Raw genomic sequence first — 18127 nt, forward strand, 5'->3', positions numbered from 1 at the left:
AAAAAAAACCCTAACAAATTGGTTTACAACTGATAGGGTTTTAATAAAGCGGAGAAAGAGGGATTCGAACCCCCGGAGGTGTGACCCTCAACAGTTTTCAAGACTGCCGCATTCGACCACTCTGCCATTTCTCCAAGCAAGCTATCGCTTTTGCGGTTGCAAATATACATCCCTTTTTTAATTTACAAAATATATTTAAAGAGTTTAATTAGAAGTTTTTGCATTTCATAAATTTAATTATAAATTTAAAAGGCATTACACAAAAACACAGTACATTAGTAGCCATTAAATTAAAAAAAATTCATGAAAAATACAGTTTCAATTGCTTTACTCTCAATTTTATTAATAGCTTGTAGCAGTCAACCTAAAGAGACAACTAAAAACACAGCAGATGTCTCTCCTACTCCTTATGCAGAAAGTATTCAGATAAATGAGCTTCAAGAGTATTTATTCGAAATTTCTTCAGATGCCTATCAAGGAAGAGATACTGGAGAAGAAGGGCAAAAAAAAGCTGCTCAGTTTTTAAAGAATTACTATGTTGAAAATGGTATTGCTCCTGGGAACGCTAATTCTTATTTTCAAGAAATACCAAGTAGTTTTTTTAACGAGCGTTTTCCTGATTCAGAAAATGTTTTAGCATTTATTGAAGGTAGTGAAAAACCAGAAGAAATTGTAGTTCTTACTGCACATTACGACCATGTTGGTGTAGATGAAGATGGAAATATTTACAACGGTGCGGACGATGATGGATCTGGTACGGTAGCTTTAATGGAAATGGCAGAAGCTTTTCAATTAGCAAAAAATGAAGGAAATGGACCTAAGAGAAGTATTTTAATTTTACATGTTACTGCCGAAGAAAAAGGGCTGTTGGGATCAAAATTCTACACAGAAAACCCAATCTATCCACTAGAAAATACGGTTAATAATCTAAATATTGACATGATTGGTAGAGTTGATACCAACTACAGCACTAAGCCAGAAAACGAACAAGATTACATCTACTTAATTGGTGCCGACCGTTTAAGTTCAGAATTGCATGATTTAGCAATTAAGCAAAACCAAACATACACAAATTTAGAATTAGATTTTACGTATAACGCTGAAGATGAGCCTATGCGATTGTATTATCGCAGCGATCATTATAATTTTGCTAAAAATAACATTCCTTCTATATTCTTTTTTAGCGGTTTACATGAAGATTATCACCAACCCACGGATACTGCTGATAAAATTGATTTTGAATTACTTCAAAAGCGTACCCAATTGGTATTTTATATTGCCTGGGAAGTGGCAAATCGCGAAGAGCGATTAGTTGTAGATGTTGCTATTGAATAATTAGATGAAACACCATTAAAAACTCCAGCTTGTTTAAATAAGCTGGAGTTTTTTTTAGTTACATATCATTGCTGAAGAAAATTGCATTCATCATTAATTTGCTTGTACCAAGCCAAAATGCTCTAAAATTAGGATTATCTGTAAAATAAATTACTTTACCACTACCTAAGTTAGCTGTTTTAAAAGCAGAAGTATTTTTTAATAAAGCAAGGTTTTCTTCGCTTATATAACCACTTAACAATGGGTTTTCGCTGTATTGAATCGGATTATTAAAACTGTCTTTATCGGGTTCTAAAAACTGAGTCGTATTTCTAAAAACAGCCATTTTAGAAGTAGTAAATCCAAAATTTATTGGATGTGTTCGGTCTAAATTCACTTCAAATATGGCACCACCAATGCGTTGGGCACCGTAATAGTTTCGTCTATTTTCGTAACTTACATTTTTGGCTTCAGTATTTTCTTGTTTTTTTAATTCAGCATTAATTAAGTTGGATGATTTTAACCAGCTTATGCTATTTCTAAAACTGATTAAATGCCCTCCATTTTGCACCCAAGTTTTAATTTGATCGGTATTTGTATTAATTCCATTTCCATAAGCATTGGGAATAATTAAATGCGTGTATTTTGATAAATCTACTCTAGAAAAGTTGCGTGCATCAAGTTTTGTAACTGGTATTTCGTAGCGGTAATCTAATAAATGCCAAATCTCACCAGCATCGCTAACGCTAACACCGTCGCCCACCAACAAAGCAATTTTTGGTTTTTGTAGAGTTTGAAAACTTGGACTTCCTAAGCTTACACCTTCGGTTAGACCAGATGTAATTGGTGTAATGTTTACTGTGTTTTCGGATGCTAAATTGTTTAGTAATTCAAAGATTTCAGAAGAATTGATCACTTGGTTTTGAACGGGAATTAAAATGCTTCCGTAATCAAATTCAGTTGTATCATTTTTGAATTGTTTGTTAGCTACTCTAGGTCGTAAACCTTTATCTAAGAGCGTAAAAAGGACTTTTGGCGCATTAAAATCAGACCAACGCAATACGTAAGCATAATCGCTTTTTCGCAATTGATGTTTAAACTGTGTTTCTAATTCTGTAATTTCTCCTGAAGCTTTTTTCATTGGAAAATTTTGATCTAAAGCAACACCAAAAGAATGTTTAAAACTAAATGCAGAAACATCGTAAAAAAGTGAATCTTTAAATTGTGTTCGGTCTTCGAACATTGCTTCAATAAGTTTTGCTTGCATTTGTTTTTTAGGAACTACTAAAACTTCATGTTTTGGAAACACGTTACCTTTAATAGTAACATCATCGCTGGGACGATGGATTTTTATTTGATGCTGTTGCAGTATTTTTCCTAGTTCGTTCACCAAAAAAGGATCATTTTTTTTAGCGATTAAATACGCATCATCTTCTGCATTTTCAATAGAATTTTTATAGAAATCCCGTTGATAATTCAATAAATTTTCCCTTAAATCTACACTTGCTTTTAAAGTTGATAAAGATGTTAAAAATTGATTTTTTACTGTAAAAGGAAAACTTAAATTACCAAAATCTGTTTCTTGTACATGTCCGCGAGAGCTTGCTTGCTCAAACAAAATACCTACGCTACCATGAATATCTGGAAAAGTAGACCCTTTACCATAATAAAAATCATCAAAACTTTCTTTAGTGTAATAAAACGAGCCTGCTTCATCTAAACTAGAAGCATGAAAATTAGCAATTTTTTGAGTGAGTTCTTGATTTTTTTGTGGAGTTAACGGATGTGTTCGCTCTGGAATTCCAGGTTGAAAAAAGAAAGTAGAATTTGGATACATTTCGTGATGGTCGGTTAACACATTAGGTTTCCATTCGTGAAAAGTTTTTATTCTTGTTTGAGAAGACGGATGCTGAACAGGAAGCCAATCGCGATTTAAATCGAACCAATAGTGATTAGTGCGCCCACGTGGCCAGGTTTCAGAAAACTCTCTATCGTTTGCATCAGGATTTAAAAATTCGCTTTTATTGGTATTTACCCAACTGGCAAAACGTTGAAGCCCATCTGGGTTAAAGCATGGGTCTAAAAGTATAATGGTATGATTCAAAAAATCTTGAATTTCTTCGCCTTCGGCTGCAGCTAAGTAATATGCGTAGACCAAAGCCGCATTGCTTCCACTCGGCTCGTTACCGTGTACCGAATATCCTTGATTAATGACAACAGGGACTTCAGAAATATCCACATCCGATTTTCCGTTGATCAATAAATTTCGATTGTTTTTTATTTCCGCTAAGTTTTCATGATTTTTTTCTGAAGTTATGGTCAGCAAAATTAAAGGTCTATTTTCGTAAGTAAACCCGCGATTTTCTATATGTATTCTCGGACTTGCATCGGCTAGAGCATACATGTATTGTACTAATCTATCATGACTAACATGTTGATTTCCTGGAGTGAAGTGAATAACTTCAGAAGGTTTGGGTATAGCTGAGTTGAACTCTATGTTTTGTGGCAAGTAATAAGAAAGGTCTACTTGAGTTTGTGCTGATAAATAGCTTGATAATAAGCTTACACAGCCTAAAATTAGAATAGATTTTAATTTCATTTGAGAGATTTTGGCTAAAAATAAAGAAACCGTCTCTAAAATAAGAAACGGTTTCATTTTTTACAGAAATTTTAGTCTTTTAGATATCATCAAAACTAACATCGGTAAACTTTTCATTCGATGCTACTTTAGTTTCTGTTTGAAAATCCTTGTCTTTTGAAGGGTCAAAATTAGCTTGATGTCTTTCGCTGATTACCTCTTCTCCTTTCTCGTTAATAATGAAATTTGTAGCTTCATCTAAAGCATTTTGAAAATTCTCAAAATCTTCTTTATATAAGTAAATTTTATGCTTTCGGTAAAAATAAGAACCATCGTCGTTGGTAAACTTTTTACTTTCAGTAATCGTTAAATAATAATCGTCTGCTTTGGTTGAGCGTACATCAAAAAAATAAGTTCTTCTTCCTGCACGGATTACTTTTGCAAAAATTTCATCGTTCTTCACCAGTTCATGATCACTCATAATTTGTATTTGTTTTGATTTAATTGCTTCGTAAAGTCAAAAAAACACAAAAACTAAACAATTACCAAAGATTATTTAACTTTCTTTTTGGTCAAGTTGTTTATCGTATAGCTTTTTATAATATCCATCTTGCTGAATCAAGTCTTCGTGATTACCCTGTTCAAGAATTTCACCTTCATCTAAAATAATAATATGGTCAGCACTTTTAGCAGAAGAAACTCTGTGACTAACCACCACAGCAGTTTTATTAGATGAAATTTCTTGTAATTTTTTAAATATTTCCTCTTCGGTTTCAGTATCTACAGCCGACAAACAATCATCAAAAAGTACAATTCTTGGGTTTTTAATAATCGCTCTAGCAATAGAAACCCGTTGTTTTTGACCTCCTGATAAGGTTATACCACGTTCACCTAAAATTGTATCATATTTTTTTGCAAAGCCCATAATATTTTGGTGAACAGCTGCATTTTTGGCTGCTTCAATTACTTCATCTTGTGTTGCTTCAACATTACCAAATCGAATATTATTAGCTATGGATTCACTAAACAAAAATGCATCCTGTGGCACATAACCAATACTTTTACGTAAACTTTCTAAGTTTATCGCATCTGTAGGTTTACCATCGATTAAAACTTTTCCTTGTGTTGGGTCGTACAGCCTTCCTATTAATTCTAAGATAGTAGATTTGCCACTTCCAGTTTTACCCATAATAGCCAAAGTTTCTCCCGTTTTTACTTCGAAAGAAATATTTTTTAAAGCAGTTATATTGGTATCTTCATAGGTAAAGGAAACGTTTTTAAATTCAATTCCGCCTTTAATTTCTTCTTTTAAATTCGAATAATTTTTAATGCTTGGTTCTTGGCTTAAAAATTCATTAATTCTTTTTTGTGATGCAGCAGATTGTTGTACCATAGATGTTATCCAACCTACTGAAGCTACTGGCCAAGTTAACATGTTTACGTATAGTAAGAATTCAACAATTACGCCTAAAGATTCAATTTCACCATCAATATATCGTGTACCGCCAATATAAATAACCAATAAGTTGCTTACTCCTATGAGTAAAACCATTAATGGAAAAAAGAAAGCCTGTACCTTAACAAGATTAATGTTTTTCTGACGACTATCGTTAGACATTATTTCAAAATCAGACGAAACTTGGGGTTCAATTCCATATGATTTAATTACGCTAACCCCACTAAAACTCTCTTGTGTAAACGTATTTAAACTCGATAAGATTTGTTGCACAATCGTACTGCGTTTATTAATGGCAACACTCAATTTATAAATAGCTACCGAAAGAATAGGTAAAGGAATTAAAGTATATAATGTTAAGATTGGTGCTGTAGAAATCATGTATGAAACTACGACTACAAAAAGTGTAAAAGTCATTACACCATACATTAAGGCTGGACCAACATACATGCGCACTTTAGAAACATCTTCGCTAATGCGATTCATTAAATCTCCTGTTCTGTTTTTTTTGTAAAAATTTAATGAAAGTTTTTGGTACTGCTCGTAAATTTCATTCTTTAAATCATATTCAATTTGCCTTGAAACAACAATAAAGGTTTGGCGCATAAAAAAGGTTAAAACAGCCGATAAAGCTGCTGTAGCAATAATAACGCCAATATTAAAAAGCAATTCTGATTGAACTGCTGATGCATCTGTAATTTCTCCATCGCTCCAAGCTTTAATTACATCGGTAGACTTACCGATAAATCGAGGTGTAAACAAAGTGAAAATTCGAGCAGCAACGGTTATAACAAAACCTAAAATTAACTGCCATTTATATTTTATAAAAAACTTATTTAAGTATTTTAGTTCTTTCATTAAGTAAATTTGATAGTGGACAAAGGTAAACTAAATTGAAAAAGGCAAAGCTGTGATAACAATAATTTACAAAGCCTTAAAAACTCCATTACAATACTAAGGCCTTTTTAATTATATGAGTAATATTTTGATTTTACTAAACTTAAAGCCTAGGTTTAGATTAGCTTGAAAAAAAAGAAATATACTAGTTCTTTTGTTGATTAAAATATTAATTTTGCCGACTTAAATTTTACGCTCTATTCATGTTAACTAGAAGACATATTCGCGCCAAAGTAATGCAATCTATCTATGCTTTTAAACAAGGTAAAAACGACCAATTAAGCACAGAAGAAAAATTTTTAAGAAAAAGCATGGATGACATGTACGATTTATTTCTTTTAAATTTCGAATTGCTAATTGCTGTGCAAGAAAAGGCAAAGAACTACCTAGAATTGGTTCAGAAGAAACACTTAGCTACAGCCGAAGAGCGTGATCCAAATCCCAAATTTTTAGATAATTTATTGCTTAAAAAGCTAGAAGACTCAACAATTTTAAGCAATGAAGTTGAAAGAAGAAAGCTGAATCATTGGAAGTTAGATGACGAATACCCTTCATCGATTTGGAACAACTTAAAAGATTCAGATTTATATAAAGAATATGTACAAACCAAAGGCAACGACTTTAAAGAAGACAAAGAATTTATTATCCAGTTTTTTAAAAAAATAGTTGCACCTACCGATCAGCTATACGATTATTACGAAGACCAAAAACTTACTTGGATAGACGATTTACCAATTGTAAACACAAGTGTTTTAAAATTTCTTCAAAAAATAAAACAAAAAGATGAGGATATAAAAATACCAAACTTGTTTAAGAACTTTGATGACGAACAATTTGGAAAACAACTTTTTCATAAAACCATGCTGAATGAAAAAGAATATTTAAAAGATATAGAAGGAAAAACACCAGGCTGGGAACAAGACCGATATGCCGAAATCGACAAGATTTTGATTACCATGGGTTTGTGTGAGTTTATTAAATTTCCGAGTATTCCTGTGAAAGTTACTATAAATGAATACTTAGAGTTAGCCAAAGAGTATTCTACTCCTAAAAGCAGTATTTTTATAAATGGAGTTTTAGATAAACTGGCTAAAGAATATAAAGAAAGTGGTAAAATCAATAAAATAGGACGCGGCTTAATGTAATCTTTAAAATATTATTACTTTTGTGCTTAAATTAAATTAAAATAAAAAAACATGAAAAAATTATTGTTATTAGGAATGGCTATTGCTACTTTTTCTTTTACTTCTTGTCAAGAAGAAGCTTCTAAAAAAGTAGATGACGAAAAAGTTGCTGAAGCAACAGAACGCGATGCACAACAGGCTAAGTTTCCAACGATGGATTTCGAAGTAAAAGAACACGATTTTGGAAATGTAGAAGAAGGCGATGTTGTAGAGCACGTTTTTAAATTTACCAACAATGGAGATGCACCTTTAATTATTACTGATGCTAAAGCTTCTTGTGGTTGTACGGTACCAAGTTACCCAAAAAATGAACCAATTGCTGCAGGTGAGTCTGGCGAAATGACTGTTAAGTTTAATACACGTGGTAAGCCAAACCAACAAATGAAGCAAGTACGTATTACTGCAAATACTGAATCTGGTAGAGAATCAATTAGAATCAAAGCTTTTGTTAATCCTAAAGGAGGAAGCAAAGCGACAGGATCTCCAGTACAATAATTTAATATGGAAAATATTCAAAGTTTACTTCCATTCGTCTTAATTTTTGTTGTGGTATATTTCTTTATGATTAGACCACAAATGAAAAGACAAAAGCAAGAAAAACAATTTGCCGAAAGTCTTAAAAAAGGTGACAAAGTAATTACCAAAAGCGGTCTGCATGGTAAAATTGCAGATTTTAGCGAAAAGTTAGATGCTATAATTATTGAAACAGGAGCTGGAAAAATGACATTTGATAAATCGTCTATTTCTCATGAGCTTTCTGCTAAATTGAATGCGCCTAAAGAAGAAAAGAAAGACAAGAAGTAAAATTAAGTAGATATTAAAAAAGCCATTTCTTAATTGAAATGGCTTTTTTAATTTATAAAAACTTATGTATCTATGGTTTTAACACCACTCTAAATCTAGATTTATTTTCTATCATTTTTGTGTAAGCATCGTTTACATCTTCAAGCTTAAATTCTTCTACCATAGTTTGTGTACCAAATAACGAGCTAAAACGCAAAGTATCTTCAGAATCTGTTGCAGTTCCACTTGGCCAGCCAGCAACCGATTTTCTTCCCATTAACATTTGCATAGGATTTACTTCTACTTTTTCTGGCGTTGCTCCTACCATTAACAACTTCCCATCAATTCCTAGACCACCCAAAACATCAGTCATTGCCTGACCACTTGGTGCTGTTCCTAAAATTAATTTGGCTCCACCTAAGTTTTGTAATTTTTCTGCAACATTTTCAGATTTGGCATTGATGAAATGATGCGCACCAAGTTTACTTGCTAACTCCTTTTTATCGTCGCTTGTAGAAATCGCTACCGTTTCCATTCCCATTTTATGGGCATATTGAATGGCTAGGTGTCCTAAACCGCCAATACCTTGTATAGCTACCAAATCTCCAGCGGTAATTCCAGAATTTCGTAAAGCATTAAATACAGTAATGCCAGCACACAATAGTGGAGCTGCTTCTATTGATTTTAAATCGTCTGGTACGGCAACTAAAGCTTCTTGTGGTGCGCACATGTATTCGGCATAACCACCATCATAAGAAATACCACTAACCTTTGCGTTTTCGCAAGAAATAAAATCGCCTCTGCGACAGGGTTCACATTCAAAACAATGTCCGCCATGCCAACCAACTCCAACGCGTTGACCTACTTTCCAATTATTTACATTTTCAGCAACTTCTTCAACTGCTCCTATTACTTCATGACCTGGAACTCTTGGGTATTTAATACCTGGAAAGGTCCCATCTTTTACAAAAGCATCTGAATGACATATTCCACATGCTTCAACTTTTATTATAACTTCATTAGCTTTAGGAGTTGGTTTTTCTAGATCTACTAAATGAAAATCTCCTCCTGCTTTTTTAATTTGTGCTGCTTTCATTGTATGACTTTTATTGTTATTAAAAATATAGAGCAAAAAAATAGCTCTAAATACTACAATCTTGAAGTTATAGTTTTTAGAGCTATTAAAAGTTAATTTGCATTTAAAACTTAAAATCAAGCCATAATTAATCCTTTATAAAAGCTTCAACAAAAGTTTTACCGTTAATTATCACTTTTGCAAAATATTGACCACTTTGTAGATTACTAACAGGAACAGCTACCAAATTTTGGTTATACTTTTGTTTGTAAACTTGTTGACCTAACATATTGTAAATAATGATATCTTCAATATTTTCGGGTGCTTCAACATTAAGTATATTATTAGCTGGGTTTGGATACAGGCTAATTTGAAGCTTATTAAAATCTTGATTTGAGAAATTAGTTTCTAAAGATATTTCAAAAGTACCTTCATTGGCTGCATCAAAATTTACTTGTATATAATATGTTTCCCCTTGTGTTAAGCCCGAAGGAGAAACCATGGTTTGTTCTCCGGTTCCCATTCCAACAGCACAAGCTACTTCAACTAAGCTTGTTAAGTCTGTACAGTCTTCAACGGCTTCGTACACGGCTACATTTGCAATTCCTGTGTTTGCAAGAGCTGATATAATGATATCACTTTCACTTGAGCTAGGAGCAACGTAAGTAAACCAAACTGTACTTTCGATGTTAGAAGAAAAACAGCTTGCAGTTGGCTCATTGGTTTGCACAGTTGCGTTGGTGTTATCGCCAATTACTGTTGAAAACTCAGGAATCATTATAGCATTACATATATCATCATTGGGTGGTAAATCATTAACATCTAGCGTTGTAAAAGCAAAACTTTCACCAGGAATTCTAAATTGTGTACCACAATCGGTAACTACATTAGCTAAATATTCGGTGTTGGGTTCTAAATTATCTATCGAAACTTCGGTAACAGAAGGATCTACAAATCCAGATGAATAAATAGGAAATCCTGTTACAGTTTCACGAATAACCCACTCATATTCAACTACGGGGGAATCTGCGGGTGGATTCCAAGTTAAAAATATAGAAGTTTGAGAAATATTACTTACCGTTATATTTTCGGCAGGTTGACAAGCTCCAAGCGCGTCGGTAGTGGTAAACGTAACCGGTGCACTTAAATTACTATCATCAAGTTCACAATTGGCTTGCACATAGGCTTGATAAGTAGTTTCAGGAATTAGATTTGATACATCAACAAAAGTATCGTTAGTAGAACCCGTAAATACTGGCACATCTGTTCCTGGAATATCACCATCATTATAAATAAACCAAGTGTAACCATTAAATTCCATAATAGGAGAATCAGCGGTTTCATTCCAAGATAGTGTTGCGGTGCTATCCGTTATTAACGTAACTCCAAGATTATCTGGTGTTTCACAAACCAAATTTTCTGTAACAAACTGAATTGGAGTAGATAATTCACTAAGATTCAGATCGCAATCACTCTGTAATACCACTTGGTAAGCCGTATCTTCAGAAAGACCGTCGATTACAACAGAAGTCTCTTCAGAATCTACAATTCCTGTATCAAGCGGAGAGTCTGTTTCTAGATTAGCTTCATCATCAAAAATATACCAAACATAACCATTAGTTGCTAAATCAACTCCACTCCAAGATAAAGTGATTTCATCTTGACTAATGTTAGTTATAAGAATATTTGAAGGCACTTCACACTCAGGATCCAAAGTAGTAAATGTAAATGGTCCTACAAAATCGCTAAACCCGAATGAACAGTTGTTACGGATATAAACATCATAGGTTGTACCTGGTTCCAAATCGTCTGAAAATCCGTTTGGTGTAGTTGTAATCCAGGAGGTTATAGCCGTAGAAACATCTGGACCTTCACCTTGAGTATGTACAACATAAGAATAAGTACCTGGATCTTCTAAAGATGCAGACCAACTAAACAATACAGAAGTTTGTGTAACTTCATCAATTTGGAAATCAACTCCATTAGGCTCTACACAATCTCCAATTGTACTAAAAGGAATCGCTAGGCTAAAATCACTTTCAACTACATTACAATCAGATTGTATATAAAAATTATAATCTGTAAGTTCAGTTAAACCGGTAACCGTAACAGATGTTTCACCAGCAGCCAAAGTACCACTAAAAGATGGTGTAGCCGTTTCTTGGTCTTCACTAGATAAATAAACTTCCCAAATGTAACCATTTAATGCGTTGGTAAAGTCATCCCAACTAAAGGTAACTTCATTGATTAATACTTCATCTACTACAATATTTTCTGGAGCATTACACTCTCCAAAAGTGGTAAACTCAACAGCTGTAGTTAATTCGCTCTCACTAAATTCACATATAGCTTGAATATAAACTTGATAGGTGGTATTTATCTCTAAGTTATTTACAACTACTGTAGTATCTTCAGAAGTAATTGTTCCACTAGCGATTGGGGTGGCAAAATCTGGAGATTCTCCTTCTAAATAAACAGACCAATTAAAGCTTTGTTGCGTAACATCAACTTCATCCCAGCTTAAGGTAGCTTCAGTTTGAAGAATATTTGTTACTTCAACATTTATGGGTTCTGGGCAAATTGGTGGAGTACAATTTGAAGTAAAAGAAAAGATAGTTTGACCCGGTGAAATGCTTTGGGTTGAAGAGTTGTAAATTTCTTCATTAAATGGATCAATGATGCTTATTCCAAGTTCGCTAGCAGCAATTCCTGCATTATTCCAAATTAATTCGGTTGTAACATCAGCACATAAGCTTACAGTTACTGAAGATTCGCTTCCAGTTGAAAAATTTTCTCCAATAGTTTCCACTAAAATTCCATTTTGAAAGACTTGCATGCTAGCACCGTTCCAACCGTTTCCAGCAGAATCTTCAAGCAAAAAAGTATAGGTACATTTCTCTTCTTCTTCACAAACTTCAGTTGAAAAAGTAACCGATTCAGAAAGTTCACTCTCTTCATTATTGAAACAATTAGATTGAACATATACATCGTATGTTGAAGCTGGAGAAAGTCCATCGATAAGTATAGCATTAGGTGAGTTTGTTGTTCCTGTTGCTATTGGAGTTTCAGTTTCAGGATCGGCACCAGATTCAAAAGCAAACCATGTGTAACCTTCAAAAGCAGATTCGTCTTCATTAAAAGTAAGTTCAGCTGATTCTGTAGTTATATTGTCAATACTTAAACTTAGCGGCGGATTACAAACAGGTAACTCGTCTACTCGCAAATCGTCTATCGCAAAAAAGACAGAATTTGCAGCACTTCTTGTTGCCACAAAACGAATATTTACAGTTTGATTAGCAAAGTTTGCCAAATCGAATATTTCACGAACAAATTCATCTGATAAATTTGATTGTTCTGCAGTATTATATGTTTTAAGGTTCGTCCAAGTAGAAGTAGAAATCTCTTTAATTTCTACAGCATAAGTTCCAACATCACTCCCAGTTAGTGAGTAAAAGTAATTGAAGCTTGGTTCGTCTAAATTAGACAAATCTAGTGCTGGTAATTCAATGATAGCTTGATCTCCAGAATTACCAAATTGATTGGTAATTATAATAACATTATCACCTACAGGGTTATTGATAAAATTATCTGAAAAGCTTAACCAAGAATAAGTACCTATCTCAAATTCTGGACTTCTATTCCAACAATCACCAATACTTTCGTTTCCTGAGTTTTGTGGAGACCAATCATCGCTTTCAAAATCTACTACATAAGGAGTAGCTAAAGGACTACAAGGAGTATTGAAAAATAATGGGTCTGATGCTGAGCTAACTCCTGTAAAGCCACAATCTGAGCGAATAAAAGCTTTGTAATTTGTATTTTCAGACAAACCAGAAATCACTACTGAATTTACTTCAAAATTTGTACTTCCGTTTGCTACTGGCGGTGTATTTTGTGGATTATCATCTTCATTAAAGATAAACCAATTGTAGCCACTAATTGCGCTTCCGATGTTATCCCAAGATAATTCAACTGTATCTGTTGTAACTTGAACAACTTCAAAATTTAAAGGTGGGAAACATCCATCAGGAGCATCACAATCTGATGTAAATGTGGTTAGCGTACTTCCTTGAGAACCTTCGCCAGGACTTTTTTCATAAACTTCTTCATCAAAGGGGTTTAAAACTGTAACTCCTACTTCATTAGCAAAACTACCTCCAATGTTCCAGAATAATTCAACATTAACATTACTGCAAAGGCTTACTGTTTCTGTAAAATTATTTCCTGATGAAAAGTTTTCTCCTAAAACTGCTATTTCTATTCCATTTTGTAATACAGACATGGTGTTTCCATTCCAACCATCTCCAAAACCATCGAGCAATTCGAAGGTATAAACACAAGTTTCATTTGCATTACATATTAATGTAGAAAAACTAATTGGAAGTGATAAATTTGAAAATTCACCTTCATCACATTCAGCAAAAACATATGCATCATAAGTAGTGTCTGCATCTAAACCTGTAATTATGGCGGTTGTTGTATTCGAAGGAGTTGTTCCTTCGGCAACAGGTGTTGCATTTTCAGGATTGGCTCCTTCTGGGTATATCTCCCAAGTAAAACCTGTAGCAGATGCATCGGCGGGTGTCCAAGTTAATTCAGCACCATCGATATCTATATTATTTATTTCCAAGTTTTTTGGTCTCAAACATGGGTTTACTTCGTTAACTTCAATTGCATCTATAGCAATATCTGATGAAAATCCATTTCCACGGGTAGCCACAAATCTGAACTCAATTGTTTCACCTTCAAAAGCATTTAATGAAATTATTACTTCTTCCCAATTATCATCAATATTGGTTTGTTGAGCACCTACGATATTTTCTAGTTCAACCCAATTAGAAGTGTTTACCGATTTTACCTCTAGCGATAATTCGCCTATATTATTTCCACGCATAAAATAGTAGAACGAAATTCCTGGATTGGTTAAGTTTTGTAAATTTATTTGGGGAGAAGTTATAGTAGTTGTTTGGCCATTATTACCAAGTGTTCCAACAGCATAAATATAATTTGAACCCTGAAATGCTCCGCTAGGCCCAGTACTGTTAATGCTTGAAGCACCAGATTTAGTTCCCCAAAAATATCCAGTAGTTTCTCTTTCCCAACATTCACTAATTTCACTGTTGGCATTATTAAAACCTGTTCCAGATACCCATTGTGAGCTACTAAAATTTTCGAATACAGGAGCCATTAAGGTAGAGCATGACGTATTAAATGAAACTACATCCGAAAAATCACTATCATCATCTGCAGCACAATTAGCAATTACATAAGCATCGTAACTTTGTGCTGGAGATAATCCTGATATGCTTACATTATTGGTAGACTGATCTACACTTTCTGAAAAAACAGGGCTTGCTGTTGCAGGGTTTGCTCCTTGATTAAAAATTAACCAGGTGTATCCTAAACTGGCTTCAGGCTCTGCATTCCAAGATAAATCTACGCCATCATTTACTATGTTGAAGGCTTGTACATTTGTTACTTTTGGACATGTTGGTGGTGTACATGCAGACGTGAAATTAAAAATGGTACTACCTCGTTGGTTGCCAGAATCGAAATTGAGTTCGTATAACACTTCATTAAAAGGATCGACCAAGTTTAAGCCTACTTCATTGGCAAAGCTTCCTTCGTTTAACCAAATAAGCTCAATTGTACTACCTGTGCATAACAAATGTGTTTCTGTAAAATTATCACCGCTTTCAAAATCAGCACCCAAGTTAGCTACCAATTGCCCATCTTGTCGTAATTCGACAATATTACCATTCCAGCCATCTCCAAAATCATCTAATAAGTTAAAAGTAAATTCACATTGTTCTTCGATAGGACAAGCAGCTGTCGAAAAATTGATAGGCCCATCTAAAACACTAAAACCATCTACATCGCAATCGCTTCTTAAGTAAACTTGGTAATTTGTATTTTCATTTAAACCTGAAACAGTTGTATTATTACTAGCCGTAGTACCTTCTGCGATGGGTGTAGCTGTTTGTGGATTTACTCCTTCAAGAAAAACAAACCAATTTACAGGATTAGATTGTGTATTCCAGTTAATTTGTGCAGACGTATCTGAAATTTGAGTTATTGAAGCGTTAGATGGTTTAATACATGTTGTAGCTTCTCTTACTTCAATTAAATCTAAAGCAATTGCATTTGCAAATTGTAGACCACGTATTGCAGTAAATTTAATTTGAATTTTAGTATTAGTATAATTTGTCAATTCAATTTCTTGGTCTAACCACTCTTCATCAGGTGATGTCTGTTGCTCACCAGATACATTAAAAATATTAATCCAGTTTTCAGACCCAAATTCCTTAACTTCAACTTCAAGACTACCAACATCATTACCAAACATAAAATAGTAAAAACTTAATGCGGGCGTGTCTAAGTTGTTTGTATTTATAACAGGTGAAATAAATTCTGCTTGGTCTCCTAATTGTCCAAATGGTTTTGTGTATAAAAAATTATTACCTTGAAAAGCAGAACCTGGTCCTGAATTGAATATTTGAGAAGAACTATTGCCTGTTCCCCAAGCATAAATATTAATTAAGTTATCTGGGATTCTTGTCCAACATTCGTCTATACTATCTCCTGTATTTTCAAACGCGGCACCAGGAGCCCAATCTTGCCCAGAGAAATTTTCGGAAAATGGAGCTAAAGACGTAATGCATTCCCCTTGAAACGGAAGTTCTATTAAATCACCTCCTTCTGGTTGTGCTAACCACAGTCCAAATTCAGGTCCATTTTGATTTAACTCTGGATTTAAAAAACCACTTGTTAATAAAGTAACCGCTTTGTTCTGCAAAACTAATTCTGAAAGAGGCAAGTCGTATATTTCTAATTCAGTTTGTGAAGAGCTTAAAACCGGTTGAATTGAATAATTATTGGTTGCAATTTGCGTGTAATCTTCAAAATTAGTGTAAGCTAAATTGGTTATAAAATTAGGAACAGGGACTGTAATTTCATCTAAATCAATATTTGGTAAATCAGTTGCCCCATGATGGATTAATATATCTGTATTACCCGCAATGGCAATTGCATTTTCTCTTGCACCCTGAAAAACATCTAAAGAAAATTCGATATTCGAATTTTCTGAAGCATCAAACTGACCTGTATTTTGAACACCGTTGGCTACAATTAAATATTTATCTGTATCTACTAAATTTAATGTTGTAGTAAAAAAGGCTTCGGTTGCAGTTGAACTGTTCCCAAGTGCAACCCCAATATCGACTGCTTCATTAGCAGGAATACTTAAAAAAGCGGATGCAGACCTGAAATTTACATCATCTAAAAACAAACTACCATTTACATAAATATCGACTAACTCCAAATTAGGGTCTGGAGCATTATGAATAAATTGTACTTCGGTTGTTTCGTTTACAAAAAATGGTAAATAAGGGATTGTTCTCTCATTTTTAGATAACAAAATACGACCTGAACTTTCAGCATCATAAAATGATTTCGCTCCAATTGAATGAACTATTAGAAGAAATAAAAAAAGGAAAGATTTTAAGAAAAATTGATGTTGGTAATTTTTATCCATGGTTTATGATATTTTGTCGTTTAAACAATTCTGAAATATATTAAATTTATATGAATTGTAGTTTTTTTATTTATTAGACAACATAAAGACATAAACTCCTAATTTATTTTTATTTTTTTTTAAAACAAAAATAAATATCAACCATAAAAGATACTCTACATTAATTCCATTTGTACATTACAAATTATTTAATACTTTGTTGCAGAATTAACTAAATTTATCTGAAACTGTTTTGTAATATTAAAATGTTGTAACGAATAGCGATAAGAAAGAAAGGGTTTGTTAAAATTTTAAGATAATTGACAAGCTATTTTAAGATAATATTGTAATTTGCCAGAAATTTAAAATAAATATTATGAGAAATTCTATTTTATCAGTATCGCTTCTAGCTATGTTTTTTGTCTTTACATCGTGTTCTTCAGATGATGATTCTTCATCGAGCAATAACAACGACTGTTTAGTATGCGAACTAGAGTTATTTGGCCAGTCTACTAGCACCGAGTATTGTGACAATGGTGATGGCACCGTAACCGTAAACGGAGAAGGAACTGAAGACTTAGAAGGAGTTTCATTTTCTGATTTTATTTCTGCTCAAGAAGAATTTCTTGGAGCAACTTGTAATTAGGAAATTTTCGAATTTAAAATTTAAAAGCTTCCAAATTTGGAAGCTTTTTTTTGCTAAAAAAATGGTTTTTATAGAATGTAACTAAGGGTTTTATTTAAAATAATTAATCTTTATTTTTAATTATATAGGAAAGAACAGATTTTAATAAAAATTGATAGCCATATTGATTATAGTTTAATATTAATTTTTATTTTTGCAAACTCAATTGAATAACCGCTGGCGAAAATCGTGAATGTTGTTTAATGAAAACCAAATTACATATACAATGGATTTAGTACAATTTGTAGAAAACGAATTTATCGAGAAAAAAGATTTTCCTGAATTTCAGGCAGGTGACACAATCACTGCTTACTACGAAATTAAAGAAGGTCAAAAAACCAGAACACAGTTTTTTAAAGGGACTGTAATTCAGGTTAAAGGAAGTGGAGCAACTAAAACCTTCACTATTCGTAAAATGAGTGGAACTGTTGGTGTTGAGCGTATTTTCCCAATCAATTTACCTGCTCTTCAAAAAATTGAAGTTAATAAAAAAGGTAGCGTTAGAAGAGCTAGAATTTATTACTTTAGAGAATTAACTGGTAAACGAGCTAGAATTAAAGAAAAAATGACTGCTCAAACTCCTAAGGCAAAAGCCAAAAAATAATTTAAAAATCCCTTACTAAAGGGATTTTTTTTTGAACT

The 18127-nt window shown here is 33.3% G+C and carries 11 protein-coding genes and 1 tRNA gene; 6 read left to right on the forward strand and 6 right to left on the reverse strand.

Translation table 11 applies throughout. The features are described from left to right. Positions 1-49: 49 nt before the first annotated feature. A tRNA-Ser gene (locus IEV63_RS05855) sits at positions 50-134 on the reverse strand. Positions 135-303: 169 nt separating this feature from the next. Between IEV63_RS05855 and IEV63_RS05860 the strand changes: the two genes are divergently transcribed. Beyond that, a complete protein-coding gene (locus IEV63_RS05860; protein ID WP_188405859.1) occupies positions 304-1335 on the forward strand; it encodes a M28 family metallopeptidase in 1032 nt (343 codons plus the stop codon). 58 nt (positions 1336-1393) lie between these two features. Here IEV63_RS05860 and IEV63_RS05865 read toward each other — a convergent pair whose 3' ends face one another. From IEV63_RS05865 to IEV63_RS05875, 3 genes are all read right to left on the reverse strand, one after another. Beyond that, positions 1394-3913: a M14 metallopeptidase family protein gene (locus tag IEV63_RS05865; protein ID WP_188405860.1), complete on the reverse strand. Its 2520-nt coding sequence runs from the start codon at positions 3911-3913 to the stop codon at positions 1394-1396. Positions 3914-3992: 79 nt separating this feature from the next. Then, a complete protein-coding gene (locus tag IEV63_RS05870) occupies positions 3993-4373 on the reverse strand; it encodes a PUR family DNA/RNA-binding protein (protein WP_188405861.1) in 381 nt (126 codons plus the stop codon). A gap of 75 nt (positions 4374-4448) precedes the next feature. Beyond that, positions 4449-6206, reverse strand: coding sequence for an ABC transporter ATP-binding protein (locus tag IEV63_RS05875; RefSeq protein ID WP_188405862.1), 1758 nt, complete (start codon positions 6204-6206; stop codon positions 4449-4451). A gap of 242 nt (positions 6207-6448) precedes the next feature. Here IEV63_RS05875 and IEV63_RS05880 point away from each other — a divergent pair, with 242 nt between their 5' ends. From IEV63_RS05880 to yajC, 3 genes are read left to right on the forward strand one after another with little or no spacing between them, the layout of a single operon-like run. Further along, entirely contained in the window at positions 6449-7390 is a 942-nt protein-coding gene (locus IEV63_RS05880) for a transcription antitermination protein NusB (RefSeq protein WP_188405863.1), read from the forward strand. A 51-nt stretch (positions 7391-7441) separates the two neighbouring features. Further along, positions 7442-7924: a DUF1573 domain-containing protein gene (locus IEV63_RS05885; protein WP_188405864.1), complete on the forward strand. Its 483-nt coding sequence runs from the start codon at positions 7442-7444 to the stop codon at positions 7922-7924. A 6-nt stretch (positions 7925-7930) separates the two neighbouring features. Next, the gene (gene yajC, locus IEV63_RS05890) at positions 7931-8233 is read left to right on the forward strand and encodes a preprotein translocase subunit YajC (RefSeq protein WP_188405865.1); all 303 of its coding nucleotides are present in this window, start codon (positions 7931-7933) and stop codon (positions 8231-8233) included. A gap of 70 nt (positions 8234-8303) precedes the next feature. Here yajC and IEV63_RS05895 read toward each other — a convergent pair whose 3' ends face one another. Together IEV63_RS05895 and IEV63_RS05900 are read right to left on the reverse strand one after the other, a co-directional pair. Continuing rightward, positions 8304-9308, reverse strand: coding sequence for an alcohol dehydrogenase (locus tag IEV63_RS05895; protein WP_188405866.1), 1005 nt, complete (start codon positions 9306-9308; stop codon positions 8304-8306). 127 nt (positions 9309-9435) lie between these two features. Further along, entirely contained in the window at positions 9436-16821 is a 7386-nt protein-coding gene (locus IEV63_RS05900) for a fibronectin type III domain-containing protein (protein WP_188405867.1), read from the reverse strand. A 355-nt stretch (positions 16822-17176) separates the two neighbouring features. Here IEV63_RS05900 and IEV63_RS05905 point away from each other — a divergent pair, with 355 nt between their 5' ends. Next, positions 17177-17446, forward strand: a complete 270-nt coding sequence (locus IEV63_RS05905) for a hypothetical protein (protein WP_188405868.1) — start codon at positions 17177-17179, stop codon at positions 17444-17446. Positions 17447-17711: 265 nt separating this feature from the next. After that, positions 17712-18089, forward strand: coding sequence for a 50S ribosomal protein L19 (gene rplS, locus IEV63_RS05910; protein WP_188405869.1), 378 nt, complete (start codon positions 17712-17714; stop codon positions 18087-18089). Positions 18090-18127 lie beyond the last annotated feature (38 nt).

The sequence above is a fragment of the Psychroflexus salis genome (assembly GCF_014640175.1).
GTDB lineage: Bacteria > Bacteroidota > Bacteroidia > Flavobacteriales > Flavobacteriaceae > Psychroflexus > Psychroflexus salis.